At 60.9% G+C, this 25,375-nt stretch carries 24 protein-coding genes and 2 pseudogenes; 12 read left to right on the top strand and 14 right to left on the bottom strand.

Annotated features, from left to right (window positions below; genetic code table 11):
• Positions 1-33: 33 nt before the first annotated feature.
• A pseudogene (locus NKJ77_RS07330) lies at positions 34-1,135 on the bottom strand (IS3 family transposase).
• 70 nt (positions 1,136-1,205) lie between these two features.
• Between NKJ77_RS07330 and NKJ77_RS07325 the strand changes: the two are divergent.
• Positions 1,206-1,483 (top strand): annotated as a pseudogene (locus NKJ77_RS07325) (helix-turn-helix domain-containing protein); the annotation flags it as partial.
• Positions 1,484-1,960: 477 nt separating this feature from the next.
• Here NKJ77_RS07325 and NKJ77_RS07320 read toward each other — a convergent pair.
• The 3 genes from NKJ77_RS07320 to NKJ77_RS07310 all read right to left on the bottom strand — a co-directional run bounded on the left by NKJ77_RS07320 (position 1,961) and on the right by NKJ77_RS07310 (position 5,259).
• The gene (locus NKJ77_RS07320) at positions 1,961-3,619 is read right to left on the bottom strand and encodes a vanadium-dependent haloperoxidase (protein ID WP_156932501.1); all 1,659 of its coding nucleotides are present in this window, start codon (positions 3,617-3,619) and stop codon (positions 1,961-1,963) included.
• A gap of 113 nt (positions 3,620-3,732) precedes the next feature.
• Positions 3,733-4,452 (bottom strand): acyl-homoserine-lactone synthase, encoded by a 720-nt coding sequence (locus tag NKJ77_RS07315; RefSeq protein WP_023749021.1) that lies wholly within the window; start codon positions 4,450-4,452, stop codon positions 3,733-3,735.
• Between the two features lie 84 nt (positions 4,453-4,536).
• Positions 4,537-5,259: a helix-turn-helix transcriptional regulator gene (locus tag NKJ77_RS07310; RefSeq protein ID WP_023749020.1), complete on the bottom strand. Its 723-nt coding sequence runs from the start codon at positions 5,257-5,259 to the stop codon at positions 4,537-4,539.
• Positions 5,260-6,749: 1,490 nt separating this feature from the next.
• Here NKJ77_RS07310 and NKJ77_RS07305 point away from each other — a divergent pair.
• The 3 genes from NKJ77_RS07305 to NKJ77_RS07295 all read left to right on the top strand — a co-directional run bounded on the left by NKJ77_RS07305 (position 6,750) and on the right by NKJ77_RS07295 (position 7,640).
• Entirely contained in the window at positions 6,750-6,953 is a 204-nt protein-coding gene (locus NKJ77_RS07305; RefSeq protein ID WP_023673385.1) for a CsbD family protein, read from the top strand.
• A gap of 159 nt (positions 6,954-7,112) precedes the next feature.
• Positions 7,113-7,292, top strand: coding sequence for a hypothetical protein (locus tag NKJ77_RS07300; protein WP_352534681.1), 180 nt, complete (start codon positions 7,113-7,115; stop codon positions 7,290-7,292).
• 54 nt (positions 7,293-7,346) lie between these two features.
• Positions 7,347-7,640, top strand: coding sequence for a helix-turn-helix domain-containing protein (locus NKJ77_RS07295; protein WP_084567094.1), 294 nt, complete (start codon positions 7,347-7,349; stop codon positions 7,638-7,640).
• 91 nt (positions 7,641-7,731) lie between these two features.
• On the opposite strand, the gene NKJ77_RS07290 is transcribed toward NKJ77_RS07295, so the two are convergent.
• Complete coding sequence (locus tag NKJ77_RS07290) at positions 7,732-7,941, bottom strand: hypothetical protein (RefSeq protein ID WP_023746712.1); 210 nt, start codon at positions 7,939-7,941, stop codon at positions 7,732-7,734.
• A 133-nt stretch (positions 7,942-8,074) separates the two neighbouring features.
• On the opposite strand from NKJ77_RS07290, the gene NKJ77_RS07285 reads away from it, so the two are divergent.
• Entirely contained in the window at positions 8,075-8,212 is a 138-nt protein-coding gene (locus NKJ77_RS07285) for a hypothetical protein (RefSeq protein ID WP_198020962.1), read from the top strand.
• Between the two features lie 667 nt (positions 8,213-8,879).
• On the opposite strand, the gene NKJ77_RS07280 is transcribed toward NKJ77_RS07285, so the two are convergent.
• Together NKJ77_RS07280 and NKJ77_RS07275 are read right to left on the bottom strand one after the other, a co-directional pair.
• Entirely contained in the window at positions 8,880-9,479 is a 600-nt protein-coding gene (locus NKJ77_RS07280; RefSeq protein ID WP_023732391.1) for an SOS response-associated peptidase, read from the bottom strand.
• A 60-nt stretch (positions 9,480-9,539) separates the two neighbouring features.
• Positions 9,540-9,803: a DUF982 domain-containing protein gene (locus tag NKJ77_RS07275; protein WP_023831016.1), complete on the bottom strand. Its 264-nt coding sequence runs from the start codon at positions 9,801-9,803 to the stop codon at positions 9,540-9,542.
• Between the two features lie 190 nt (positions 9,804-9,993).
• Here NKJ77_RS07275 and NKJ77_RS07270 point away from each other — a divergent pair, with 190 nt between their 5' ends.
• A complete protein-coding gene (locus NKJ77_RS07270) occupies positions 9,994-10,452 on the top strand; it encodes a hypothetical protein (RefSeq protein ID WP_023669674.1) in 459 nt (152 codons plus the stop codon).
• Between the two features lie 104 nt (positions 10,453-10,556).
• Here the strand turns inward: NKJ77_RS07270 and NKJ77_RS07265 are convergent, their stop codons facing one another.
• Both NKJ77_RS07265 and NKJ77_RS07260 read right to left on the bottom strand, forming a co-directional pair.
• Entirely contained in the window at positions 10,557-10,766 is a 210-nt protein-coding gene (locus NKJ77_RS07265) for a DUF768 domain-containing protein (protein WP_023669673.1), read from the bottom strand.
• A 28-nt stretch (positions 10,767-10,794) separates the two neighbouring features.
• Positions 10,795-10,956: a hypothetical protein gene (locus tag NKJ77_RS07260; RefSeq protein WP_023669672.1), complete on the bottom strand. Its 162-nt coding sequence runs from the start codon at positions 10,954-10,956 to the stop codon at positions 10,795-10,797.
• A gap of 148 nt (positions 10,957-11,104) precedes the next feature.
• Here NKJ77_RS07260 and NKJ77_RS07255 point away from each other — a divergent pair, with 148 nt between their 5' ends.
• A complete protein-coding gene (locus NKJ77_RS07255; RefSeq protein ID WP_023831015.1) occupies positions 11,105-11,857 on the top strand; it encodes a pseudouridine synthase in 753 nt (250 codons plus the stop codon).
• Positions 11,858-11,879: 22 nt separating this feature from the next.
• On the opposite strand, the gene NKJ77_RS07250 is transcribed toward NKJ77_RS07255, so the two are convergent.
• Both NKJ77_RS07250 and NKJ77_RS07245 read right to left on the bottom strand, forming a co-directional pair.
• On the bottom strand, positions 11,880-12,461 hold the full coding sequence (locus NKJ77_RS07250; RefSeq protein WP_023699534.1) for a histidine phosphatase family protein: 582 nt from the start codon (positions 12,459-12,461) through the stop codon (positions 11,880-11,882).
• Positions 12,462-12,599: 138 nt separating this feature from the next.
• Entirely contained in the window at positions 12,600-13,934 is a 1,335-nt protein-coding gene (locus tag NKJ77_RS07245) for a dicarboxylate/amino acid:cation symporter (RefSeq protein ID WP_023681916.1), read from the bottom strand.
• 231 nt (positions 13,935-14,165) lie between these two features.
• Between NKJ77_RS07245 and NKJ77_RS07240 the strand changes: the two genes are divergently transcribed.
• The 3 genes from NKJ77_RS07240 to NKJ77_RS07230 all read left to right on the top strand — a co-directional run bounded on the left by NKJ77_RS07240 (position 14,166) and on the right by NKJ77_RS07230 (position 17,904).
• Positions 14,166-16,025, top strand: a complete 1,860-nt coding sequence (locus NKJ77_RS07240; protein ID WP_023696666.1) for a sensor histidine kinase — start codon at positions 14,166-14,168, stop codon at positions 16,023-16,025.
• Positions 16,022-17,371: a sigma-54-dependent transcriptional regulator gene (locus tag NKJ77_RS07235; protein ID WP_023730992.1), complete on the top strand. Its 1,350-nt coding sequence runs from the start codon at positions 16,022-16,024 to the stop codon at positions 17,369-17,371. The genes NKJ77_RS07240 and NKJ77_RS07235 overlap by 4 nt, the downstream gene beginning before the upstream one ends.
• A gap of 185 nt (positions 17,372-17,556) precedes the next feature.
• The gene (locus tag NKJ77_RS07230) at positions 17,557-17,904 is read left to right on the top strand and encodes a hypothetical protein (RefSeq protein ID WP_032885862.1); all 348 of its coding nucleotides are present in this window, start codon (positions 17,557-17,559) and stop codon (positions 17,902-17,904) included.
• A 17-nt stretch (positions 17,905-17,921) separates the two neighbouring features.
• Here the strand turns inward: NKJ77_RS07230 and ggt are convergent, their stop codons facing one another.
• From ggt to NKJ77_RS07215, 3 genes are all read right to left on the bottom strand, one after another.
• Positions 17,922-19,661, bottom strand: coding sequence for a gamma-glutamyltransferase (gene ggt, locus NKJ77_RS07225; RefSeq protein WP_352534676.1), 1,740 nt, complete (start codon positions 19,659-19,661; stop codon positions 17,922-17,924).
• 140 nt (positions 19,662-19,801) lie between these two features.
• Positions 19,802-21,094: an L-rhamnose catabolism isomerase gene (gene rhaI, locus NKJ77_RS07220; protein ID WP_023726817.1), complete on the bottom strand. Its 1,293-nt coding sequence runs from the start codon at positions 21,092-21,094 to the stop codon at positions 19,802-19,804.
• Between the two features lie 107 nt (positions 21,095-21,201).
• Positions 21,202-23,304 carry a bifunctional rhamnulose-1-phosphate aldolase/short-chain dehydrogenase gene (locus tag NKJ77_RS07215; RefSeq protein WP_023831987.1) on the bottom strand — a complete coding sequence of 701 codons (2,103 nt, stop codon included), beginning with the start codon at positions 23,302-23,304 and terminating at the stop codon, positions 21,202-21,204.
• A 182-nt stretch (positions 23,305-23,486) separates the two neighbouring features.
• Between NKJ77_RS07215 and NKJ77_RS07210 the strand changes: the two genes are divergently transcribed.
• Positions 23,487-24,290: a DeoR/GlpR family DNA-binding transcription regulator gene (locus NKJ77_RS07210; protein ID WP_023669662.1), complete on the top strand. Its 804-nt coding sequence runs from the start codon at positions 23,487-23,489 to the stop codon at positions 24,288-24,290.
• 48 nt (positions 24,291-24,338) lie between these two features.
• A complete protein-coding gene (gene rhaS, locus NKJ77_RS07205) occupies positions 24,339-25,334 on the top strand; it encodes a rhamnose ABC transporter substrate-binding protein (RefSeq protein WP_352534674.1) in 996 nt (331 codons plus the stop codon).
• Positions 25,335-25,375: the final 41 nt, after the last annotated feature.

Here is a 25,375-nt window from a genome sequence, read left to right as displayed (position 1 = left end):
TGGACCGCCGGAAGGTGGAGTTTTCCGGCTGTTTCACGATGGCGGGCTGACGGCGCCATCGGGATTGATCAACGAGATCGGAACCTTGTGCCCGATTGCGCCATGTGGGCGCACCTCGTTGTAGTATCTGCGCCAATCCTCCAACTTTTCGGCCGCGTCGGCAAGCGTCAGGAACCAGTGGGCGTTCAAACATTCCGCCCTGAAGCGGCCGTTGAAGCCTTCGATGTAAGCGTTGTCCGTTGGCTTTCCCGGTCGCGAGAAGTCGAGCGTGACGCCCCTGGTGTAGGCCCACAGGTCGAGGTCGCGGGAGACGAACTCCGAGCCTTGATCGACCCGGATCGTCTTTGGATAGCCGATCTTGGGGCAGACCTGTTCCAGCATCCTGACCACATCCTCGGCGCGGTAACTGAAGCGTGGGTCGAGCACCGGCACGTAGCGTGAGAACGTATCTACGACCGTCAGGACCCGGATCTTCTTGCCCGTCGCGAGCTGGTCGTGAACGAAGTCCATCGCCCAGACGTCGTTGGGTTCGACGGCTGGCTGGCGATCGTCTCGCAGCTTCGCCTTCACCCGGCGCTTCGGCGTCTTGTTCCTCAGTTGAAGGCCCAAGTCCCTGTAAATGCGATAGGTCCGCTTCATGTTGATGTCCCAGCCCTCCCGCGTGAGCATCACGTGCACGCGCCGGTAGCCATAGCGAACCCGCGTCGCGCAGATGTCTTTGATCCGAGCTTCGAGGCCGGCCTGGTCACGGCGGCGGGACTTGTAGTGATAGGTCGAGGTGTCGAACTCCAGAACACGGCACGCTCGCCGGATCGACACGTTCCAATCAGCACAGGTATCGGCCACCAGCTCGCGTTTGCGACCAGGCCTCACAGTTTTCGGCGGATCACGTCCTGCAGCATCTCCTTGTCCAGCGACAGGTCGCGACCAGCTTTCTGAGCTTGCCGTTCTCGTCCTCGAGTTGCTTCAGCCGCTTCATCTCTGTCGGCAGCAGCCCGTCATATTTCTTCTTCCAGTTGAAATAGGTCGCCTGGCTGATCCCGGCCCTCCGGCAGATCTCCGCCACAGGAAACCCATCCGCTCCCTGCTTCAGAATGAACGCCTTCTGCGCGTCCGAAAACTTCGATGCTTTCATCGCTTCCGCTCCTCTCCCAGCCGGGAAACTACAGCGGAAAACTCCAATTCTGAACGGTCCAGTTTCTGGGGATCAGATCATTTCGACAAGAGGTGAGATGGGCCACATTGTGCTTCGGTTCTTGGGATGGTCGCCCAAATGGAGCGCCGGCTCATTAAAGAGCGGCAGCGTGACGGCATCGAGCAGGCTAAACGTAATGGCATCTACAAGGGTGGTCAGCAGCGCTTAGATTACCACCGAGTGATCCAACTCCACGGCGACGGGGTCAAACCCACCGAAATAGCGAAAGCTGTTGGCTGTTCTCGGATGCAGGTTTACCGCATTTTGGACGGGAGAGCTAAGAAGTGAACCGATCGTCCTAAGGCAGCAACGCTGGGCGGTCATTGAATGACCAGAATGGGGCCGGCAGCGGTCTGTCCGGTCTTCGGAGCGATGTGCGAGCAAATTGCCATTCGAGACGGTGGGGCCCGGACGAACTTGAGCTGCTTGCACTCTGCCTCACTCGACTGCGTTGGAGCTGCTTGGACGGAAGCCCGAAATCAACGTGCAGTTGCCGACACATCGCTCACGTGTCAAAAAAGGAGGTGCAACTGAGCTGGGGCGTGCCAACATTGCAACGGCCATTCAGATCGAAGTCGCCATCCTACTTGTCCTTGCCAATACAGGGCGATAGCCTTGTGACGCACGTGAAAATCTAGCCCCGAAGAGGCGTGCTTGTGCGTTGAGTGAAACACCAGGGCATTTCCGGTCGAGGAGTCCGTGGTCTTCACAGCCCGGCGCAAGGCTGCCGGGCTTGCAATTACTTGTTACAAGACCGCCCTCGGTCTATGTCTTGCTATAGGCTCGTCCATAAATGGCTTCGGCCACTTTCTGGCCGGCCTCCTTGCCGCCCTCTGCGTCGAATTGCCAGTGAACACCTAACAAGACTCTGCTGCGGTTGTTATCATCAATTGCCTTCTCGATGTCACGAAAATCATCGGTACGACGCCCACGAAGCTCCGGCTTGAAATTGTCCACAGCAATGCCATCGAGTTCATTGGACGGAAACCGATCGACTCCAATCCAATCTGGATCCTTCAATCTCTCCGCTCTGACCTTGCGCAGCATCACTAGACACGCTGTTCCAAACGTTGCGTGTCCAGATGGATAAGCTGGAAAGTTCGGCGTGAACGCGGCAGCTTTGTAGTTATCGTCGGGGACCGGCTCGGCAGCTTTGCTAGATCCAGCTAAAAGGCTCTGGGCAGACTCTTGGCCCTCAAGTGCCACCGATACCAAGCTCTGCAGTTCCGCATCGGCCGCAAAGGGCATATTGAAGGCAAAGTCAGACCGATTTGTTTTTGGCGAACCATGTGGCACCCACTTGATATCCTCCTTCTTAGGCTGCTTCGGCAGATCAGGATTCAACCCTCTGACGGGACGCCACACTTTATGCAAATATTTTGCGTGCCATGCCACGTTGCCCGCATCTGACATCGCCAAGTTGCACAGAGCGAGAAGTCGGGCCAGTCGACGCGGACCCAATTTATCCTGCCGTGCAACTTGGCGAACGAACTGATTATAAAGTCTCGGCGGCGTACCAATAAACGGCGGGGCATCGTACGCCCAGAATAAGCCTGGGACAATTTGCTCCGGTGTTCGCTGTGGGTTCTCAATCCCTCCTCGCAATTCGCCGACGAGCCGAACGTCATTTGAATCTCTTTTGTAATCTGGAGTTCCGATCGCCGGAGGATCAGACGGAGCGCAGCCACCTTGCGCAATCTTCTTCGTTACTTCATCCGGCGTCAGAGCTAGCGGTTTCGGTTCGACACCCCAACTGTGACCGTAGTAACCTTGGTCCGGATTAAATGGGTCGACTGTATGTTGTTGAGGCCCAGGAGTGTAGGTGAATTTCTGGTTGTCTATGCGCGCCCATATATCAGTCCAGTCCCATTTGTCTTTAAAAACAGAATCGCTCCCAAAAACCTGGCCAAGCTGCCACGAACTCCGGTTGCCAAGACCGATTCGCCTAAGAAACTCGGCCCTCTTCATCCTTAAGAACGTCTCGTGTTCGGGCCCTTGGTATATATGGGACATAATCGCCGCGCACGCACCTCCCACGAACGCTGCTGGTGATGACGGTTTCTCCTTAAGGGCGACGGTGTATAGAAACGGCTTGTAAAGTGGATCGGGATATGAGCGAGCCACAGCGTCTGCGAGCACCGTGTGGATCAATCCCAAAGCTCTAGCCGAAGCGACTGGTCCTGGCGCACGGGCTTGACCGACCTTAATCGTATGGTCATTTGCATTCAGCTCAAGGGCTACATCATTCCAGTATTCGACAGCGTTTCGGTTATCACCACCGAACACATCCGCTTCCGCTTCTGACAATTTACTTGGTTCGACGTCATCATTTTGCGATTGCGTGGCCGCCGCGCGCGACATGGCAGCCCCGGCTGTGGCAGACAAACCCAAGAAGATCGCACTGCGCCGGCTCAAATTAGACATGGATATTTCCTCTAACAGTGTGTTTTAAGTTACAGGTAGAGCGCATCAACAAAGCGCATAACGCTAAGAATTGAGTTTTACCGCCTGCAACTCGTCGCCTTTGGTCCACAGACTCACAGTAATGGCCTTGTCTTTGGGGGGATGGAAATTAGACTGGTGCTCTCATTCCCGATTTTCGGGTGCCGCATCGGGGATGGATCCATTGCTATAAATGAGCGAAACTGAGTTCCGCGACGAACCAGAAGCGAGTGGTCGATACTGAGAATCTCGCGGACACTTGCCAGCGCCGCGTCATTCACCTCGATATACGCCACGATGTACCATTCGCCGTTTTCTTCCCTCGCCATCCCCATCGGCTCGGCGCGCCATTTGAGGGCGCCGTGGTGCGGCATGAAGTAGGTTTCCTGGATGCCGCCGACGGCGCTGAGGCCCTCCTCGAGAGCAAATTCCATCACGGCGCAGCACAGTTGCGTGAGCGTGCCCCGCAGCCCGGTTGAGCGTTTGTCGGGGACAACGAAAGTGCGTGTCCATTCGGCCCAGTCAGGGCGCCTCGGAACACCCGATTTTTCACACATATGCGGAAAGACTTCGGAGACCATATGCGGTTCGCTGGTCGGAATCAGCCGAGCCGACGTCACCACGCGACCGTCTTCGATACCCAGCAGGTAAGTCGCCGCGTCCGTATCGAATTGGTCGAGCTCGCGACCATCCGGGCTTGGAGGGCGCCAATGTTTCTGGTGCACGAAGAAGTCGTGCCGACGGCGCAAAAACTCGTCGAATTCGTTTTGATAGAGATGCTTGTTATGCGAATTGACCACGTGAGCCGTTATCATGGCGCAATACCCCGACCGTTCTCGGATGGGATAGTCGCAGCCGCGCTAATATACGTCACCTGTCCGATCGGACAGTTGACGCAGTTATGGATGGATCAGCCGCCTGCGCACCGCCTCTACGACGGCTTGCGTGGTCGTCGCGACGCCAAATGCCTCGCGGGCGCGCGTTGCGTGCCATTTGACAGTGCGCTCTGTCAGGCCGAGGATTTGCGAGGTTTCCGAAGAAGTCTTGCCACCGGCGGCCCATAGCAGGACTTCTTTTTCCCGGTCGGTCAGCGGGCCCTCACCATCTTCGTCATCATTGGAAAGAGCCTGGATGGTCATGCCGGCGTAAACGGCCATGGTGACCAGTTGCACTTGCTGGCGCGGCGACAGCTTGCAGGACTTCGCGGAAGAGGCAAACGACAGCACGGATTGCCAATGATGGACGCTTAACATCGGCACGGCAAAGCCACTCCAGATGCCGAACTCCGTCGCTTCGCCGGCAACGCGCCGCGAAGCCTCCGTTCCAGACCACTTGATAGGGACTTCGGACCAAAGGAACGGCTTCAAAGTCTTTGCCGAATAGATGCAGACGCCATCCACCTCGGCGTGCTCGGCTTCGACATAGCGCTCGAACCAGCCGTTGGGCCAACCGTTCAGCTCCACCATTGGCGCGAGCTTCTGCCCACCCAGAGGGACGCCGCTCAAGATAAGATGTTCGAAACCAAGGTTTTTTACAGTGTCAAGGAGATCGCTCAAAAGCGCGCCGGTTGCCGTATGCTTCCTGCAACGTTCGACAAAGTCGAATACGTCCGAGTCAATCATGTTAGAGATCCCCATCCCCACACAATCGATTATAGCATATTTTAGCAGTTCCGAATACTGCAAACGCGGGATACAGAGGTTAGCCTGAAGTAAGCCGCGACATCACGCCCAGCGGCGAGAGTGCGTCGGATCGTCGATCGCCGTCATCTCTCCATAGCGCCGCGCGCGCCGACACCATGGCTCCCAAGTCTCCTCCGTTATTGCGGAGGATCCGTGGGTTGATTTGTGGCCCCATTCGACCAGCTTTTCCCGTCTCATTTTCAAGGCGAACACGGTTGGCGTGGCATCCAGAGGGACGATGGGGGACGACAACAACACCGCAGGAACATCCGCTGATGGCAAAGCCGCGAGCGACAAGTTCACCAGTCGCTGACAGCTCTGTCCAGGCCGAAGGTGGAGCCTGAGCCCGAGCTCGTCCCGGCGGTGCCGATCAAAAAGTCCGTGACGCGGGACTATAAGCGCCCGCAATAGCATCAAGTCGCAGGCAAGATCGCAGACAAGATCGACGTGGAGTTCGTACTGGGCGCTCCACCGCTGGTACAACGGCGGGTCCCAATCCTCAATCTTATAGAACTTCATAGTGAATAGCAGCTCGCCGCGCCGCGGCGATCGAGATGGTTACGAAGCGTTTCATGAAAGTCTTGGGGTACCCGCTGAAAATTCCGGAACGCGGTCTCGAGACTGACGTACCTACCCGGCCAGATTCGTCCTAGTAGCCATTGCCGGAGTGTTTCCAGATCATCATCGTTTCGGCGCGGATGCGGGGTTGGCCGCTGCCGAGAATGTAGCTGCTACAGCCGGTCCAGGTGTCGACGTGCGAAAGGCGGGCAGACTAGTCGATATAATCGGCGTATGTCGTGTCCTCGCGCAGTTTGATCCGGTCGAGCCCAAGCGATTGCTCGATCCACGCTTCGTGCGCCTGCTTAAGCTGCTTAAGCGCCTCGACCGTCCACGTCTTCTCGTTATCGTCGACGATCTTGTGATGAATATTGCATAGAAGGACAAGTTTCCATATCGATTGCGGTCTTCTACGGGCAAACTCGGATCGCCGCGCGGGCCGTCATCCTTCTCGGCAACGATGTGGCAGTTTCGCCGACGAGCGTGGGATCATCGGTTTCGGCGATGTCTTCCACCAGGTGTCGCCAACGTTAAGGAAAGGCGCGGCGCGCGGCCGCGCGACCCCATAGCACCTTTTGCACGGGTTCGATACTCCAGAGAATTGAACCGGCCTTTTCGATGAATGTTCGCTTTATGGCAATAAGGATCGATCGACCCAACGGCGAGCACCTGCATTTACTTGCGAAGCTGTTCCATAGGACCCAACGGCAAAAGGCCGGCTGTGTTCCCAAAACGGAAAAGGCCGGCGCACACAAGCGGTCGACGGGCATTAAGTTCCATTGCTAGATCACCAGCAAGCGCGCTTACCTGCAGCGGAACCTGATGGCCACTACGACCGTTGTTCGAAAGGACAACGAAAGGAGATCGCCATCATGGACTGGAACCGCGTCGAAGGAAATTGGAAGCAATTCAAAGGCAAGGTCAAGGAGCAGTGGGGCAAGCTCACTGATGATGATCTCGACCGCATAGCCGGCAACCGCGATCAGCTCGAAGGTACGATCCAGGAACGCTACGGCATTGAGAAGGATCGCGTGCGGCGAGACGTCGACGACTGGTATGGTCGACAAGACTCGTAGGCAGGACAGTTGAACCTAGTCAAATAAAGGGCGCGGTCATGAACCGCGCCCTTTTCGCGTTTTTGGCATCCGTGCGCCGTTCGGCCCGGCCTTGAACAAGCGATTTATGGGAACGTGTCGGCTTCCAGCCGCGTTGATTTCTACATGGAGATTGTAGCAATGTCCATCCACAAAGAAGACTATCGAACGAACAAGGCTGACTACCTGATAGCGAAAAGGCCAGATCTGGTTGAGAAGACCAAGCCGAAAAAGAAGACATTGCGGCGTACAGATCAGCGTTCCGCAAAGTTATTGGAAAACCCCGCCGCGTTATCCGAGAAGCCGGCCTCACGCCGTTAGAAATCGCAGAAGGTCAAGAGGAACATTTTAGCGATATTGAATGTTCGACTGTCTATGAACAGCCGAACCGTACTCTCAGCAGACCAATCCAGAGCAGCACGAGCCCTACTGAACTGGTCGCGTGTGCGACTTGCCGCTAAGGCCAATCTTAGCGAAATGGTGATCAGCGATCTTGAGAACGGATTCAGCAAATCGCGTCCCCACAACATCGCAGCCATCCGCAAAGCGTTTGAAGACGCCGGAATTGTCTTCACAGTCGAAGGCACTCCATCGCTCGCCCGCTCAGAAGGTGATAGCGGCCTCGCCGCCGATAATAGACAGTGGCGCCGCCGGGAGAAAAAAGGATAAGGGGAAAAGCCTGTGTACCCTCCTCTGCAACCCGATCTCTAAAGCGGCCGCTGACAAGGGCGGTTGTTCACTGACTTTGTTCCGACTTCAGTCAGGCGAACCCTCCGGGGAACCTCCCTTGAGATAGCCTCTGCTTCAGGTCGTTGGCATTCAGGATGGCGGCCAGCTCTTCGGCATACTCCATGTCGGGAAGGTCGACAGATGGGTGGCCCGCTACAATAGCCGGCAGCCCGGTGAACACGTCGAACACCGTCCACGTCGCATCCGGTTCCCGCCTTACGCCGTACCGCAGAGTTGCCATGAGGGGATGCTAATGGAAGTCGGGAATATGTTGTACAAAAATGCGAGCGGGCGATCGGTGCCGGAACCCGGAACTTTTCCCGCTGCAACGGGTTAGGCCGGGCATAACCAGAATAGCCGACCTCGGACCGCCCATGCCCGGCAAGCCATATGACCCTGACTGGGAATTCTATGCGCGCCCCATCTGCGGCCAGCGGGTCGACCGGCGTGACTTCCGCCAGGTCATGGGGCACGAGCAACCGGCCCATGAGCCGCTCGAACTGGATCAGTGAGGCAGGAAAAACTGGGCAGCCTTCATTTTTCAGTATCGAACCAGCGTTTGCGCGCCACCGCTTCTAAGCGCATGGTGCATAGATGAGCTCCATCGATCGGAAGCTGGCGGAATTGAATCACATTCAGGAGGCCTTGACTGAAGAGGCTATAATCCTGCGCTATCTCTCCGAGATTTCGCGCCAAGACGCGAGAGAGATATGCGAAGAGCTCCGCCAAATGGTAGGTGTGGCTCGCAGCAGCAACAAATTCGCGTCCGTCATCACCGGCTCGTGCAAAGGCTAGGCGACGGCGGCCCGCGCCACCCCAGGAAGGAAAGCACGGGCCCGACTGTTGCTGTCTTCCATCTTCCGGAGGGCGAAGACGATGGCGTCATCGGGCAAAAACTTGGCACCACTCCACGCATGATGAGACAAGGTGCAGGTGCAAGGCATTGAGAGAAATAGGAACCGAACCAATCCACAGGAATATTTTGTTGGTATTTATGTTGGTAGCAGATGCGGCTAACATTCCCCTAAGTATCTGAAAGCAAAGCGGGATTTTCTTCACTTGAATTCCGCCTCTGGGCACCAGTTTTCTCTGAACATCAAGGGCTTGACTTCCTGGCGCCGCACCGACGGATTCCTGATTTCGGCCTGCCGGCTGTGCCGGCAAGCCTGCGCAACCGAGTTATGAACTTTCGGGGCGCACGGTCTCCACGCGCAGCGAGCCGGCTGGAAGCGGCTGCAGCAGTTCGGCTTCCGGCTTCGTCAGACTGAGCCAAGCCGCCCAATCGCCGGGCCGAAGCACCACGACCTGCCGACTGTGATAGGGCGCAATATCCGGTCCAAGCTCGGTTGTCAGCATGGTGAAGGTTGGCGGCTTGTTGCCGGCAGCTTCACGCCAAAGCCCTGCGATGGCCATGAACGGCGAGCCGTTGAGCGTGAAGCGATGCTTTGCCTTCGGATACTTCGTGCCCGTGAACTCGAAGAAGGCGGATGCCGGCACGAGGCAGCGTTTGCTGCCGGCGAATTGCCGGCCTTCGGAGCGGAAGTTGAACACTGGTCCGCCTTTCGGGCCGGCCGGCGGAAATCCAAACGTCATCGACGTCAGTTCAACAACGCCAGTGTCGCCGGCGGCGCGCATGATCGGGGCTGGATCGTTGATATGGATGTCATCAACCCGCGGCAGGTCAAGTTCGGTCTGATGGGTCGGGATCTCGAGTGCCAGCGACTCCAGCATCCGGCAATATTCAGCCCAGAGAATATGCTGCTCATAGTCGTTGCACATGGACGGCTCCCGACCGGTCTGCCAGTTTACCTCACGCCAAAGAAAGAGGCGATGGACCGCTCAACTCTCGCGGTCGCGCTCGAGCAGTATATCGGCCTCGATCGCCGCGTTGACGAAGGCGGCGCGGGCATAGCGCGCCTCTTGAAGGCCTTCCAGAACGCCAAGGCAGGCTTTGCGGGCGGCGACGTGATAGCCGCCTGTCTTCACGGGCCATCGGTTCATGAGGATGTCAGCGGCCTGCGCGACACGCTCCACCTTGTAGATCGTGTTTCTGGACCTGCCGAGCGCCACGCGAACCGGCTCATCGAAATGCTGATCTTGCATGCTTCCCCTCCCGAACGCGATCGCGAGTCAATTCGGGGGAGGCAAGTTCGGTTCCACGGGAGCGATTTGCCAACGCAATAAACCCGCCTTCTGAAATCACTTTGCGCGCATCGGCCAAATGGCGGATTTGATTTGCTTGGTGATCCCCTCTCCCTGGGGCAAACTGCCTGCCGGGGCTGCAGGAGGAGAAATGCGAGCACGCGCAGCTACGATCGGCGATCTCGAAAGTGTCTTCCGTGATCTGTCCACGCGGATGTCGGACGAGTATGTGGCCGCCGGCAAGGACAGCAAGGTCGCCTACGACAATCTGATGATGAATTTGAAGGAAGGCCGAGCGCACGCGCTGGTCGAGGGCGACAAGACGGTGGCGATCGTCGCCTGGCACGAGAACAGCGACGCCGCCGACACGCTGTTTGCCGCGCAGGAGGGTTTCTTCAGCGCCGCGACGGTCCGCTTCTGCAGGCGCCACATCCGCCACATTCAGGCGCTGGCCGGCAACCTTCCCATCCACTCGCGCAGCTGGCTGCAGCGGGCCGACGTCGGCAAATGGTTCCGTGTCATCGGTTATGTCGAACGCGGCCGAGAGAACGGCGCCACTGTGTTCGAATTGCCGCCGGCACGGGGAGCGTCAGCTGCGCGGGCTGCCTAGGGCTGCGCACCCACGGATGCCATCACGGAAAAGCCCCCCGCCAAGATGGCGATGGGCCAATATCGCCTGCAATGGCCTCATATCGGGGGCTCAGATGTCGGGGCTCAGATATCGGGCTGATCCAGCGCCTCGAAAATCACCCGTTCCAGCGGACCGAGATCCTCTTCGATCTCGCTGACCTCAAGGCCTAAATGCCGAGCATCCAGGGCAGCTCGCGTGGTTAGGGTTCGAGCCGTTGCCTTGTCGGCAGGCAGTTCGCCCGGCAGGTGCTCGTGGATCCAGCCCTGCAGGAAATCAACGCCGCGCTCGCTCATCGATTTATCCCTTCCGTTATCTGGGGGATCATTCCCCCAGAATGACCCCAGAAGCGACGATCTGAGCCGTCAGGCTGGTGAGCCTGCCTCGCTTCACGAGCGTCGGCTTTTGGTAGATTTTCTTCATGGCGGTGCCTTTCGCGACAAATCGCTCGTCGGCAACAACGTCCGTCGCGGGGCAGCGTTCCATGGCGGGCTGTTGAGCCCGACCCCCTGACACATCGTATTTGAGAACAGCCCCGCTCCCGCGACCCGTGATGTTGGTGCCGCGGCAGGTTGCGAAGCCGATGCAGGGCGTGGCAATTGTCGATGCCGATCATTGGGATGGCAAGCAGGACATGGGACGGCCACCAGACATCGCCCGACACCAGGCCGCGAGCGCAGGCGTCAGCCTGAACCGGGCGCTTTCCAAACTCGGCCTGTGTTCGCGCAAGCAGGCCGAGCTGCTGATCGCCGAAGGGCGCGTGCGGGTTGGCGGCAAGGTGGTGCGCGATCGGTCGCTGCGCGTCGATCTCGGCCGCGACCGCATCGCTGTCGACGGCGAGCAGATCGTCGGCGAGGCAAAAGTCTACCTGATGATCAATAAGCCGCGCGGACAGGTCACCACGCGCGATGACCCGCAGGATCGTGGCACCGTCTATGACTGCCTGGTGGATCTGGAGTTGCCTTTCGTGTCGCCGGTCGGCCGCCTCGACAAGGCCAGCGAAGGCCTGTTGCTGATGACCAACGACACGCGCTGGGCCAACGGCCTGCTCGATCCGGCCTCGCATGTCGCCAAGACCTATCATGTGCAGATCGGTACCGCGCCCGACGATGCGATGCTGGCGCGCTTTCGCGACGGAGCGATCGTCGACGGCGAACTGCTGATCGCAAGTTCGATCGAACTGCTGCGCAGCGGCGGCCGCACTGCCTGGCTGGAAATCGTGCTCGACGAGGGCCGCAACCGCCAGATCCGCCGCCTGCTCGGGGCATTCGATATCGAGGTGCTGAGGCTGGTTCGGGTGGCGATCGGCGGTTTGCAGCTCGGCGAACTCGCCAAGGGCAAGGCGCGGCATCTGACATCGGAGGAATTGGCGGTGCTCGCGCGTTAAGAGGCAGGCTTGCCGCGAAACCCTACTTCTGGTTCCACCTGCGTATCACCGGCTCGCTCAGATCGTGCTCATAGCCGAGGATGCTGAGGCTCGCGGTATCAAGTACGAAGTGCGCACCGCCTTCGGGTGGCAGACCGAGCCAGCGCGCGGCCAGCACGCGCAGGAAATGCGAGCTTGAAAACACCAGCACATTGCCCTCGATTGCCCGCAGCCCGGCGATGATCCTGTCGGCCCTGGCGCCAACATCCGCTACCGACTCGCCGTCGGGACAGCCGTCACGGAACAATTGCCAGCCGGGGCGCTGCACAAGAATCTCCTTGGTCTTAACGCCCTCATAGGCGCCATAGTCCCATTCCTGCAGGTCGTCCTTCTTGACGGCAGCAGCGCCGAAGCCGGCAAGCGTGCAGGTGCTGTAGGCGCGCTGCGACGGGCTCGACCACACCGCCTGGAAGGACAGATCCTTGAGCCGGTCTGCCACGCCGCGAGCTGCCGCCTCGCCCTTTGCCGTCAACGGTATGTCGGTGCGGCCGGTGTGTTTTCCCGAAGCGCTCCACTCCGTCTCGCCGTGACGGACCAGATAGATCTCGGGGTATGCACTGCTCATTCGCCGGCCTTTCGGTTGAAAACCGCCGACATCCTAGCCGGGAAGCTTTGGCCAACACCAGCCGCCATGCGCGCCAAAACAAAAGGCCGCAACGGGCGAACCGGCTGCGGCCTTGTGGCGAACGTCTGCGTTCAGTAATCAGGCGGGCTGCAGATCGCCCGACAGCGCCAGGTCGGCTTCCTCGGACAATGTGCCGGCCATGGCGGCGGCGAACTTGGTCTGGTCGAGTTCGCCTTCCCAGCGCGCCACAACGATCGTAGCCACTGCATTGCCGACGAAGTTGGTCAGCGCCCGGCATTCCGACATGAAGCGGTCGACCCCTAGGATCAGCGCCATGCCGGCAACGGGTACCGTAGGCACGACAGAGAGCGTGGCGGCCAGCGTGATAAAGCCGGCGCCGGTGATGCCGGCGGCACCCTTGGAGCTCAGCATGGCAACCAGCAGCAGCAGAATCTGGTCGCCATAGGTGAGCGGCGTATCGGTCGCCTGGGCGATGAACAGCGCCGCCAGCGTCATGTAGATGTTGGTGCCGTCGAGGTTGAAGGAATAGCCGGTCGGGATGACCAGGCCGACCACCGAGCGGTTGCAGCCGGCGCGCTCCATCTTGGCCATCAGGCCGGGAAGAGCGGCTTCCGAGGACGAGGTGCCGAGCACCAGCAGCAGCTCTTCCTTGATGTAGCGGATCAAGGCGAGGATCGAGAAGCCGTTGTACCAAGCGACAGCGCCGAGCACGACCAGCACGAAGAGCAGCGACGTCAGGTAGAAGGTGCCGATCAGAAAGGCGAGGTTGGCAATCGCGCCGATGCCGTATTTGCCGACGGTGAAGGCCATGGCGCCGAAGGCGCCGATGGGGGCGGCCTTCATCAGGATGGCGACCAGGCGGAAGATAGGCGAGGTCAGCGCCTGCAGGAAATCGACGACCGGGCGGCCGCGCTCGCCGACCAGAGCGAGAGAGATGCCGAACAGTACCGAGAAGAACAGCACTTGCAGAATGTCGCCTTGCGCGAAGGCGCCAGTGATGGTGTCGGGGATGATGTTGAGCAGGAAGCCGACGATGGTCGTGTCATGCGCCTTCTCGGTGAAGGTGGCGACCTTCGAGGGGTCGAGCGTCGCCGCATTGATGTGCATGCCGGCGCCCGGTTGGACGACGTTGGAGACGACCATGCCGACGACCAGCGCCAGGGTCGAAAAGACCAGGAAATAGATCATCGCCTTGCCGGCGACGCGGCCAACCTTTTTCAGGTCGGAGACGCCGGCAATGCCGGTGGTCACCGTCAGGAAGATGACCGGCGCGATCACCATCTTGACCAGCTTGATGAAGGCATCGCCGAGCGGCTTCAGCGAAGCACCGAGTTCGGGATAGAAATGACCGAGCAGCACGCCGGCGGCGATCGCCGTCAGGACCTGCACGTAGAGATGACGGTAAAAGGGTAGCTTGCCGCGCGGTTCGGCGGCAGCGAATGCTGGCTGCATGACGTCCTCCATGGCGCCCCGATCGAAAGCTCGACCTCCCGGGGCAGTTGTTTCCGCAGCCTTGCGACTGCTGTATCGGTGATTGCAACTGCCGTGCCAGACTGTGCGGCATTACCGCAGCCATTGATTTTGTTGGGTATTCGACCGATGGAGGCTGATGCCGCTTAACCGCAAGTGCGGACATCCGCATGATTGAATTGTGCTTTGTGCGAAATTATGCACAAATAGGGAATGCTGCAACGCCCTGCCGCGGTCCTGTCGCCGACGTCCGAGCAACTCGGCAAAAGCGCGCGTCGCGCCTGGCTGCTGTTTGCGGCGATCGCGCTGGTGATCGTTGCCACGGCGCTCACCGGCGCCGGCTTCTACGCGCGCCGCGCCGAGGTCGCGGCACTGGCGGCGCAAGGCCGCACCGATGCCAATCTGAAGGTAGCGTTGCTGCGCGCCGTGCTGGAAAGCCCGCGGGCGCTGCCGCTGCTCTTGTCCGAGGACCAGCAGGTGCACGACGCCCTGCAGAACAAGGGCGCTGTCACGATCGACGTGCTCAACCGCAAGCTCGAAGGGCTGGTCTCCGGCACCAAGGCTTCGGTGCTTTACGTCACCGGCGTCGACGGGTTTGCGATCGCCTCCAGCAACTGGCGCGAAACAACCAGCTTCGTCGGCAACGACTATGGCTTCCGCGCCTATTTCTCCGGCGCCATGCAATCGGGAACGGCCGAATATTTTGCGCTGGGCAACACCAGCAAGCGCCCCGGCCTCTACATTTCGCGTCGCGTCGGCAATGCGGCGGCACCGCTCGGCGTCGTCGTCGTCAAGATGGAATTCGACCAGCTTGAAGCCGACTGGCATGAGGCCAACCGGCCGGCCTATGTCAGCGACGACCACGGCGTCGTGCTGATCACCAGCGTGCCGTCCTGGCGCTTCATGACCACCGCGCCGCTGGCCGGCCCGGTGGCTGCCGCCATCCGGAGCAGCCAGCAATTCGGCAACGCGCCGCTGATCCCCTTGCCGATCACACGCCCCGAGGCATTGAGCCCTGACGTGTCGATGGTGCATGCGATAACACCGGGCGGCAGCGATGCCGAATATCTCAGGCTTTCGACACTGGTCCAATCGACGCCATGGCGGCTCGATTATCTCGTGCCGGTCGAAGCGCCGATCGCGGCTGCGGTGCGTGAGATGCGGCTGCTGGCGCTGGGCGTCGTGGTGCCGTTGCTGGCGCTGGCCGGCTACCTCCTGTGGCGCCGTCAGTCGGCGCAGATGCGCATCGCCGCCGAACAGGCAGCGCGCATCGAGCTCGAGCGCCGCGTCGTCGAGCGTACGCATGACCTCAGCCTGGCTCGCGACCGGCTGCAGGCCGAGATCACCGATCACCGCAGCACCGAAGCCAAGCTGCAGGTCATGCAGCAGGAATTGGTGCAGGCCAACCGTCTTGCTACCCTCGGCCAGGTTGCCGCCGGCGTCGCGCATGAGATCAACCAGCCGGTGGCGACCATCCGCGCCTATGCCGACAATGCGCGTGTGTTCCTGGAGCGCAAGCAGACCGCCTCGGCCGAGGAGAACCTTGGAGCGATTGCCGCGCTGACCGAGCGCATCGGCGGCATCACCGAAGAGTTGAAGGTCTTTGCCCGCAAGGGGCGCACGGCAGCCGAACCGGTCGAACTGCGCGGCGTCATCGAGGGCGCCGTGGTGCTGCTCAGAAGCCGCTTTGCCGGCCGGCTGGACGCGCTCGATATCACGCTGCCGCCGGTAACGCTCAAGGTGATGGGCAACCGGCTGCGGCTCGAACAGGTGCTGATCAACCTGTTCCAGAATGCGCTGGAAGCGCTGGACGGGCGCGACGGCGCCAGGGTGCAGGTGTCGGCCCAGGAGACGGCCGACGGCGTGGCGCTTGCCGTCGCCGACAATGGGCCGGGCATTTCGCCTGCCATCCTCAAGTCATTGTTCACGCCGTTCAACACCTCGAAGGAAAAAGGCCTCGGGCTCGGCCTCGTCATCTCGCAGGACATCGTCGCCGACTATGGCGGACGCATCGAGGTGGCGAGCGGCCAGGCCGGCACGCGCTTTACCATTCACCTCGCCAGGGCAGCATGATGGACACCGCACCGGTCGTATTGATCGACGACGACAGCGAATTGCTGAGGGCCACGCGGCAGACGCTGGAACTCGCTGGTTTTTCTGTCTCGGCCTTTGCGGTGGCGGCCGAGGCGCTGGCCGGGCTCGACGCCAATTTTCCCGGCGTGGTGGTGTCCGACATCCGCATGCCCGGCATTGACGGCCTGCAGCTCTTCGACCGCGTCTTGCAGCTTGATGCCGACATTCCGGTAATCCTGGTCACCGGACATGGCGACATCGCGGTTGCGGTCAAGGCGATCAAGGACGGCGCCTACGACTTCATCACCAAGCCGTTCGCCGCCGACCGGCTGGCGCAAAGTGTGGCGCGGGCGGCGGAAAAACGCCGACTGGTGATGGAGAACCGCGCGCTGCGCGAAAGCGCCGAACAGGCGCAGGACGGCCTGCCGCTGATCGGCCAGACGCCGGCGATGGAGCGGCTGCGCCGCACGCTGCGGCAGATCGCCGACACCGATGTCGACGTGCTGGTGACTGGCGAGACCGGCTCCGGCAAGGAGGTGGTGGCGAGCCTGCTGCACCGCTGGAGCCGCCGCGCCAAGGGCAATTTCGTGGCGCTGAATTGCGGCACGCTGCCGGATACGGTGATCGAAAGCGAACTGTTCGGCCATGAGGCCGGCGCGTTCACCGGCGCACAGAAGAAGCGCATCGGCCGCATCGAGCATTCGAGCGGCGGCACGCTGTTTCTCGACGAGATCGAAAGCATGCCGGCCTCGACCCAGGTGCAGATGCTGCGGGTGCTGGAAATGCGCGAGGTGACGCCGCTCGGCACCAATGAAATCCGGCCGGTCGACCTGCGCGTCGTCGCCGCCGCCAAGGTCGATCTCGGCGATGCCAGCCGGCGCGGCGCCTTCCGCGAGGATCTCTACTACCGGCTCAATGTGGTGACGATCTCGATCCCGCCGCTGCGCGAACGCCGCGACGACGTCGCCCTGCTGTTCTTCTACTTCGCAGAGCGTGCAGCCGCCCGCTTCCGCCGGCAAATGCCAGCCGTGCCTGCCTCAGTGCACCGCCATCTGAGCCAGCACGACTGGCCGGGCAATGTGCGTGAACTCGCGCATTTCGCCGAGCGTTTCGTGCTGGGACTCGAGGAAGCGGCGCAAGCGCCACCTTCCGCCCCGGCGGAGCCGGATGACGCCAGCTCACTGCCGGAACGGCTGGAACGCTATGAAGCCAATGTCATCCGCGAGGCGCTTGGCCGCAATGACGGCGATGTCCGGCGCACGATCGAAGCGCTCGGCATTCCGCGCAAGACCTTCTACGACAAGCTGCAGCGGCACGGCATCGTGCGCAGCGATTTTTCCAGGTAATTCATTTTCCAGGCAATTCAGGCGTGTGGACCCGAAAGCAGGGTAGATTTTGTGAACCGGCGCAAAAAAACCGTGGCAAGTCGGCATCAGAAAGTGTTGAAGACCGCATCGGCGGCCTTCGGCACGGCGCGATCCGGTTGCGCTCGGCAGATGTTGATGATTTGTTGCCGGTCAGCGGAGAATGAATGATGCGAGAACCTGTCGGTCAAGATGAATATGGATCGACCAATCCGTTCGATCCGGACGATCTGACGAATTTGAACGCGATCGGCCCGGCCATGGGCGGCGGCAACGACTTCGAGAAATACGCCGTTGCCGTGATCATCGTCTTCGGCGCGCTGATCATTGGCGGGCTGATGGCCGCTTCCATGACCTTTGGTCACCGGAACGGCTTCCTGTTTGCGCTTGGCGGCGCAACCGCGGCCTGGATATCGGGCAATGCGCTGCTCCTCGACCGTCCCCGCATCTACGCGGCGTTCGTCGTGATCGCCGCGCTGATGCTCGTCGGGTCGACGCTTACGCTCGTCCTCTGATCAATCTCTTGTTTTGATCAGTAGCCAATCGCCTCGCCGGATGCGGCGCGGCTGTCGATGGCGCCGTTGTAGCGGGAGCCGCCGCCCTTCTCGATTTCCGCCAGGCTCTTGCCGCCGACAAGAATGCCGGCCGCCTGCCCCCAAGTAGAATCCGCGAGATCGAGGTGGTAGCCCATGCCGGCCAGCAGTTTTTCAGTGTCGGGCGACAGGCCGAAGGGTTCGACATAGATCGTGTCGGGCAGCCATTGATGGTGGATGCGCGATGCGTCGATCGCCTCCTGGATGTTCATGCCGTGGTCGATGACGTTGACGATGGCTTCCAGCGTGATGGTGATGATGCGCGAGCCGCCGGGGCTGCCGATAACCATGAACGGCTTGCCGTCCCTGGCGACGATAGTCGGGCTCATCGATGACAGCGGCGTCTTCTTCGGCTGGATAGCATTGGCCTCTCCCTGCACGAGACCGTAGAGGTTGGGCACGCCAGGCTTCTGGGTGAAATCATCCATCTCGTTGTTGAGCAGGATGCCGGTGCCGTCCGCGACCACGCCGGCGCCGAACGAGCCGTTCAGCGTATAAGTGACCGCGACCGCATTGCCGTCATCGTCGATGATCGAATAGTGCGTCGTTTCCTTCGACTCGCCGAAGCCCTTCGGCATCAAATCCTGCGAGACGCCGGCGCGGAACGGGTCGATCTTGTCGCGGATCTCCTTGGCGTAACCCTTGTCGAGCAGTTTCGAGACCGGATTGTCGACGAAATCTGGATCGCCGAGCGCCGAGTTGCGGTCCACATAGGCGTAACGCATCGCCTCGACCATGACATGCACCGTCTCGGCCGAGCCGGCGCCGAGATAGGACAGCGGGTAGCCCTCCAGCACGTTGAGGATTTCGCAGATGATAACGCCGCCGGAGCTTGGCGGCGGCGAGGACGTGATCTCATAGCCGCGATAGGTGCAGCTCACCGGTTGCAGCTCGCGTACCTTATATTGCTCGAAGTCTGCCTTGGCCAGAATGCCGCCCCTGGCGCCGCTCGCCTTGACGATGGCGCCGGCGATGGCGCCTTTGTAGAAGGCGTCGGCGCCTTTTTCGGAGATGGCGGCGAGCGAGGCTGCAAGATCGGGCTGGAGGAGACGCTCGCCGGCGCCATAGGGTTTGCCGTCCGGCTTCAGGAAGATGGCGGCGGCGGCAGGGTCCTTCGCCAGCCGTGCGGCATTGCTTGCGAATGAAGCAGCGTCGCCCTGGTCGAGGATGAAGCCATCCTTGGCATAGGCAATTGCCGGCGCCATCAAATCCTGGCGTGGCAGCGTGCCATATTTTTCACGAGCCATCTCGAACCCTGCCACGGAACCCGGTACGCCGACCGCAAGGTAGCCATCAAGGCTGGCGCCCTTCACCGGATTGCCGTCCTTGTCGAGATACATGATCTTGGTTGCCGCCAGCGGCGCGCGCTCGCGGAAATCGAGGAAGGTCGATTTGCCGTCCTTGAAGCGGATGGTCATGAACCCGCCACCGCCGATATTGCCGGCATTAGGGTAGACGACGGCGAGCGCATAGCCGACGGCGACCGCCGCATCGACGGCATTGCCGCCCTTCTTCAGCACCTCGACGCCGGCTTCCGACGCCAGATGCTGGGCAGTGACGACCATGCCGTGCTCGCCCTTCGCCGGTTGAGGCGAGGCGGCATGGAGCGCGCCGGATGGCGCGAGCGCAATTGCGAGCGAAAGGGTGACGCCAATCAGCGTCCGGCGGGTCAAGGGCATGGCGGTGCTCCAAGTGCGGTGTGCCTAGAAGAGCTACATGGAGCGGCCGAGTCCATCATCAATATGAGCGAACACATATTGGTGTTCGCCTGCCGGCAGAGGCAAGCTGATCTCCCCCCTGTGGTGGAGATTAGCCAATCTCAAACAATCCCGCCTGAACCGCCCACAACCGCCGGCCGTTCCGCCGCGACCTTCGCCCGGTAGCCCGCCGCGCGATATGCGGCGACTGGATCGATGGCGCCGCCTGTGTTCAGCCGCGCCATGGCAAGGATCGGCTCGACATCGGTGCGGTAGGCAGCTTTCAGAGTCTGCGTCGCCATCAGCGCATCATTGCCGTCTTGGAAACCCTCGAGCGCCTTGCGGTCGACCAGCAGCGCCTGCGCATAGGCGCGCTGCACCTCGACTGCCGACAGCATCAGGCTTTCGATCGGGTCGGTGACGTTGTGGCTCTGGTCGAGCATGTGGGCGGGATCGAAACCCTCGGCGCCGGAAAGCTCTGCATCAACCAGTTCGTTGAAGACCAGGAACAGCCGATAGGGATCGATCGAGCCGGCATCGAGATCGTCGTCGCCATACTTCGAATCGTTGAAATGGAAGCCGCCCAGTTTTTTGAACTGGATCAGCCGCGACACGATCATCTCGATGTTGACATTGGGCGCATGGTGGCCCAGGTCGACCAGGCAGAACGCCTTGTCGCCCAGCTCCTTGGCGATCATGTAATTGGTGCCCCAGTCCTGCACGACCGTGGAGTAGAAAGCCGGCTCGTACATTTTGTGTTCGGTGAACAGTTTCCAGTCGGCGGGCAGTCCGGCATAGATCTCCTTCATGGCGTCGAGATAGCGCTCGAAGGCTTTGGCGAAATTGACCTGGCCGGGGAAATTCGAGCCGTCGCCGATCCACACTGTCAGCGCCCTGGACCCCAGCGTCTTGCCGATCTCGATGCATTCGAGATTATGCTCGACGGCCTGGCGGCGCGTGCCGGCATCGGCATGCGAAAGCGAGCCGAATTTGTAGGAGAGCGTCTGATCCCTGGCATCCGAAAAGGTGTTGGAGTTCATGGCGTCGAAGCCGAGGCCGAAGCGCGAGGCGGCCTGCTTCAGCCGGTTCGGATCGGCCTTGTCCCACGGGATGTGCAACGAGACGGTCGGTGTCGCCTGCGTCAGCTGGCTGATGACGGCGCAGTCCTCGATCTTGTCGAAAATGTCGCGCGGCTCGCCGGCGCCGGGAAAGCGGGCAAAGCGTGTGCCGCCGGTGCCGACGCCCCAGGACGGAATGGCGACGGCGAATTTCTCGACCTTGCCGCGGATGGCGTCGATGGCGATGCCGCGACGGTCGAGGCGTTCCCCGAGCGAGGCGTAGTCGCGTTCGAGGTCGGGTTTGCGCTGGGCGTTGTGGCTGGAGACGAGATCGGCGGCGATGATGGTTTCGGACAAGTGCTATTCCTCCCAATGCGTTCAGTCAGCGCTGCCCCTCATCCGGCCCTTCGGGCCACCTTCTCCCCGTATAGTGACGGGGAGAAGAGAAGCGCTCCGCCCTTAACTCAGCGCGTAAAGCTCTGCGCGTTGCCGGCGTCGACGTTGATGATGTTGCCGGTGGATTTGGCCGACATGTCGGACGCCAGGAAATAAATCGCTTCGGCAATGTCTTCCGGAAGCACCGAGCGCTTCAGCATCGAGCGCGAGCGGTAGTGCTCTTCGAGGTCGTCGGTCGACATCTTGTAGGCGGCGGCGCGCTGTTCCTTCCACTCGCCGGTCCAGATCTTCGAACCGCGCAACACGGCGTCCGGATTGACGACGTTGACGCGGATCTGGGCTTCCGCGCCTTCCAGCGCCAGGCAGCGGGCGAGATGGATTTCGGCCGCCTTGGCGGTGCAATAGGCGGCGGCGTTGGGTGACGCGGCAAGACCGTTCTTGGAGGCGACGAAGACGACATTGCCGCCGATCTTCTGGGCGCGAAACAGCCGGAAGGCTTCGCGCGAGACCAGGAAATAGCCGGTCGACAATATGTCCATGTTCTTGTTCCACAGCGCCAGCGTCGTCTCCTCGATCGGCGCCGAGGAGGCGAGGCCTGCGTTGGAGACGAGAATATCAATGCCGCCGAACTCGACGGCTGTCTGGGCGAAGCCGGAAATCACCTGCTCCTCCGCGGTGACGTTGATCAGCACCGGCCGGACGAAGTCCTTGCCATAGGCTTTCGCCAGTTCGTCATTGGCGCTGGCAAGTGCGGCCTCGTCGATATCGGCCAGCACCACGCAGGCGCCTTCGCGCAGCAGCCGGCTGGCGGTGGCGCGGCCGATGCCGCCGGCGCCGCCGGTGACCAGCGCGATTTGGCCGGCGAGCGACTTCGGCTTCGGCATGCGCTGCAGCTTCAAATCCTCGAGCAGCCAGTATTCGATGTCGAAGGCCTCCTGCGCCGGCAGGCCGACATAGGACGAGACGGTCGAGGCTCCGCGCATGACGTTGATGGCGTTGACGTAGAATTCGCCAGAGATGCGGGCGGTGGCCTTGTCGCCGGCGAAGGTGAACATGCCGACGCCGGGCATCAGGTAGACCACGGCATTGGGGTCGCGGATCGGGGGCGAGTCCGGATGCTTGCAGCTGTCGTAATAGGCCTGGTAGCCGACACGGTACTCAGCAATATCGTCGGCGAGGCGCGCAATCACGGCTTCGACGTCGGGCTTCGCTGGGTCGAACTCGATAACCAGCGGGCGGATTTTTGTGCGCAGGAAATGATCCGGGCATGAGGTACCGAGTGCCGCCAGCGGGCGCAAATCCCTGGAGTTGACGAATTCGAGCACAGCGGCGGAATCGTCGAAATGGCCGAGCTTGTGGCTCTTCTCCGAAATCAGGCCGCGGATCCTCGGCATCAGTCTCGCCGCGATGGCGCGGCGCTCAGCGGCGTCTAGCGATTTGACGACTTCGCCGCCGAAGATGGCGAGACCCTCGGAGCGGCGCTCGAACCATTCGATCCCCTGGTTGATGACCGAGATCGTCGTCTCATAGCACTCCTTGGGTGTGTCGCCCCAGGTGAACAAGCCGTGGCTTTCGAGGATGACGCCCTTGGCCTCGGGGTGTTCGACGCAGAATTTCTCCAGCCAGAGGCCAAGTTCGAAGCCCGGCCGCTTCCACGGCAGCCAGCCGATGGCGTCACCGAATATCTCCTTGGTCAACGCCTTGGAATCCTTGGCCGCGGCAATCGCGATAATGGCATCGGGATGCATGTGATCGACGAACGGCTTCGGCACATAGGCGTGCAGCGGCGTGTCGATCGAGGCCGCGCGCGGGTTGAGATTGAAGGTGCAGTGGGGAAGATAGCCCACCATCTCGTCCTCATGCGCGACGCCGCGATAAAGGCCTTTCAGCGCCTGCAGTTTGTCCATGTAAAGCGTGGCGAAACCGTCCAGCTTGATCGAGGCGCTGTCGCCGCCCGAGCCCTTGACCCATAGCACTTCGACTTCGGCGCCGGAGAGCGGGTCCTTCTGCCGGATCTTGGACGAGGTGTTGCCGCCGCCATAATTGGTGACACGCTTGTCGGAGCCGAGCGTGTTGGAGCGATAGACCAGAAGCTCAGGCTCGCTCAGCCCCTTGGCTTTAGCATCGTCCCAAAGGTTGGCAAGGCGCGAGCCGGAGCGCTTGTCGAGCATGATTATCCTCCCTGGACGCAAAAGGCGCGGTCCATTTTGCCGGAAATGTCTACGCAAGCATCTCGGTTGTCAATCATAAACGATCAAGATCGATCATATTGCACTGCACAATGAAATTATATGAGCGGAAATGATTGACACTGGTGGTTTTCTAGTGCCTCATGACCATGCAGGGAGGAACCATGCACGAAAAAGAGCGCCACAGGATCATTCTGTCCGCCGTCCAGGAAAAGCCTGTGGTGACGGTGCAGGAGATGGTCGACCTGACGGACTCCTCCGAGGCGACGATCCGGCGCGATATCGCGGCTCTTCATGTGCAAAAGCGCCTGCGTCGCGTGCGTGGCGGCGCCGAGGCGATCTCGCCACCGCAGTTCATCGGCCTCGCCGGCCGGCCCTTTTCCGTCAACGAAACGCTTAACGCTTCGCAGAAGCGCGCGATTGCGCGCGAAGCGGTGGAGCTGTGCAAGGACGGCGAACCGATCATCATCAATGGCGGCACCACCACCTTCCAGATGGTGCATTTCCTGACCGGACGCCGCATGCCGATCTTCACCAATTCGTTCCCCATCGCCGAGCACCTGCTCAAGCATTCGAAGAACACCGTCATGCTGTCGGGCGGCACCATCTACCGCGAGCAGAACATCATCCTCTCGCCCTTCGACAATGACGTGACGCGTAATTTCTACGCGCGCCGCATGTTCATGGGCGCTCAAGGGCTCGGGCCGCTTGGCCTGATGGAAGGCGACCCGCTGCTGATCCAGGCGGAGCAGAAACTGATCGACCAGGCCGACGAACTGGTGGTGCTGGTCGACTCATCGAAATTCCGCCAGCGCTCGAGCCTGATCCTGTGCGGGCTCAAGCGCATCGCCACCGTCATCACCGATGACGGCATCGAGGATCGCGAAGCCAACATGCTGGAGGCCGCGGGTGTGACGCTGATCGTCGCCCGCAAGTCGGCAAAGGAAGAATCCTCGCTGCAGGCCTGAGGCCAACCGCAGCGACGATGGAATGCAACGCTCAAGGGAGGAAATACGATGAGCTTTCTGAAGAAATTGATGGTGACGGCCGCGTTCTCGGCCGCCATGTTCGTGAATGCCGCCTATGCCGAGAACGTCAAGATCGCGCTGGTGGCGAAGTCGCTCGGCAACGGCTTCTTCGACGCCGCCAATAAGGGCGCCGAAGAGGCGGCCAAGGAACTCGGCGATGTCGACATCATCTACACCGGCCCGACCAAGGCGACCGCCGAAGCGCAGATCGAAGTGGTCAATTCGCTGATCGCGCAGAAGGTCAACGCCATTGCGATTTCGGCCAATGACGCCGACGCGCTGGTGCCGGTGCTGAAGAAGGCCATGGAGCGCGGCATCACCGTCATCTCGTGGGATTCGGGCGTCGCCAAGGAAGGCCGCCAGCTGCATCTCAACCCGTCCGACACCGGCCTGATCGGCGAGACCATCATCAAGCTGGCCGCCGACTATCTGCCGGAAGGCGGCGAAGTCGCCATTCTGTCGGCTTCGTCGACCGCGACCAACCAGAACGCCTGGATCGACGCGGCCAAGAAGATCCTGCCGGAGAAATTCCCCAAGATCAAACTCGTCGCCACCGTCTACGGCGATGACGATTCGGCCAAGAGCACCGACGAAGCCAAGGGCCTGCTGAAATCCTATCCGAACCTCAAGGCGATCATCGCGCCGACCACCGTCGGCGTCGTTGCCGCTGCCCAGGTCGTCACCGACGCGAACCTGATCGGCAAGGTCAATGTCACGGGTCTGGCGCTGCCGTCGGAGTTCAAGAAGTTCATCGACAACGGTTCCAGCCAGGCGGTTGCCCTCTGGAATCCGATCGACCTCGGCTACTCCGCCGTCTACCTCGCTCATGATCTGGCGGTGAAGAAGGAAGAGGCAAAGCCGGGCGCAACGCTGTCGATCGGCCGCGTCGGCAAGGTCACGCTCGATGACAGCAACTCGGCTGCGATGGCTCCGCCCTTCCAGTTCGACAAGTCCAACATCGAAAAGTTCTCCAAGATCTATTGATCTCGGACGTCTCGGACCAAGCGCGGCGGGACCAAAATCCC

This window comes from Mesorhizobium sp. M0052 (genome assembly GCF_040323255.1).
GTDB lineage: Bacteria > Pseudomonadota > Alphaproteobacteria > Rhizobiales > Rhizobiaceae > Mesorhizobium.
The sequence above is the reverse complement of the archived record's forward strand: the minus strand, read 5'-3'. Positions and strand labels throughout refer to the sequence as shown.

Bases quoted from the DNA above. Each gene is read 5' to 3' on its own strand.
- NKJ77_RS07320 (WP_156932501.1), bottom strand. From the start codon at position 3,619: ATGTCTAATTTGAGCCGGCGCAGTGCGATCTTCTTGGGTTTGTCTGCC.
- NKJ77_RS07315 (WP_023749021.1), bottom strand. From the start codon at position 4,452: ATGATAACGGCTCACGTGGTCAATTCGCATAACAAGCATCTCTATCAA.
- NKJ77_RS07310 (WP_023749020.1), bottom strand. From the start codon at position 5,259: ATGATTGACTCGGACGTATTCGACTTTGTCGAACGTTGCAGGAAGCAT.
- NKJ77_RS07305 (WP_023673385.1), top strand. From the start codon at position 6,750: ATGGACTGGAACCGCGTCGAAGGAAATTGGAAGCAATTCAAAGGCAAG.
- NKJ77_RS07300 (WP_352534681.1), top strand. From the start codon at position 7,113: ATGTCCATCCACAAAGAAGACTATCGAACGAACAAGGCTGACTACCTG.
- NKJ77_RS07295 (WP_084567094.1), top strand. From the start codon at position 7,347: ATGAACAGCCGAACCGTACTCTCAGCAGACCAATCCAGAGCAGCACGA.
- NKJ77_RS07290 (WP_023746712.1), bottom strand. From the start codon at position 7,941: ATGGCAACTCTGCGGTACGGCGTAAGGCGGGAACCGGATGCGACGTGG.
- NKJ77_RS07285 (WP_198020962.1), top strand. From the start codon at position 8,075: ATGCCCGGCAAGCCATATGACCCTGACTGGGAATTCTATGCGCGCCCC.
- NKJ77_RS07280 (WP_023732391.1), bottom strand. From the start codon at position 9,479: ATGTGCAACGACTATGAGCAGCATATTCTCTGGGCTGAATATTGCCGG.
- NKJ77_RS07275 (WP_023831016.1), bottom strand. From the start codon at position 9,803: ATGCAAGATCAGCATTTCGATGAGCCGGTTCGCGTGGCGCTCGGCAGG.
- NKJ77_RS07270 (WP_023669674.1), top strand. From the start codon at position 9,994: ATGCGAGCACGCGCAGCTACGATCGGCGATCTCGAAAGTGTCTTCCGT.
- NKJ77_RS07265 (WP_023669673.1), bottom strand. From the start codon at position 10,766: ATGAGCGAGCGCGGCGTTGATTTCCTGCAGGGCTGGATCCACGAGCAC.
- NKJ77_RS07260 (WP_023669672.1), bottom strand. From the start codon at position 10,956: ATGGAACGCTGCCCCGCGACGGACGTTGTTGCCGACGAGCGATTTGTC.
- NKJ77_RS07255 (WP_023831015.1), top strand. From the start codon at position 11,105: ATGGGACGGCCACCAGACATCGCCCGACACCAGGCCGCGAGCGCAGGC.
- NKJ77_RS07250 (WP_023699534.1), bottom strand. From the start codon at position 12,461: ATGAGCAGTGCATACCCCGAGATCTATCTGGTCCGTCACGGCGAGACG.
- NKJ77_RS07245 (WP_023681916.1), bottom strand. From the start codon at position 13,934: ATGCAGCCAGCATTCGCTGCCGCCGAACCGCGCGGCAAGCTACCCTTT.
- NKJ77_RS07240 (WP_023696666.1), top strand. From the start codon at position 14,166: ATGCTGCAACGCCCTGCCGCGGTCCTGTCGCCGACGTCCGAGCAACTC.
- NKJ77_RS07235 (WP_023730992.1), top strand. From the start codon at position 16,022: ATGATGGACACCGCACCGGTCGTATTGATCGACGACGACAGCGAATTG.
- NKJ77_RS07230 (WP_032885862.1), top strand. From the start codon at position 17,557: ATGATGCGAGAACCTGTCGGTCAAGATGAATATGGATCGACCAATCCG.
- ggt (WP_352534676.1), bottom strand. From the start codon at position 19,661: ATGCCCTTGACCCGCCGGACGCTGATTGGCGTCACCCTTTCGCTCGCA.
- NKJ77_RS07215 (WP_023831987.1), bottom strand. From the start codon at position 23,304: ATGCTCGACAAGCGCTCCGGCTCGCGCCTTGCCAACCTTTGGGACGAT.
- NKJ77_RS07210 (WP_023669662.1), top strand. From the start codon at position 23,487: ATGCACGAAAAAGAGCGCCACAGGATCATTCTGTCCGCCGTCCAGGAA.
- rhaS (WP_352534674.1), top strand. From the start codon at position 24,339: ATGAGCTTTCTGAAGAAATTGATGGTGACGGCCGCGTTCTCGGCCGCC.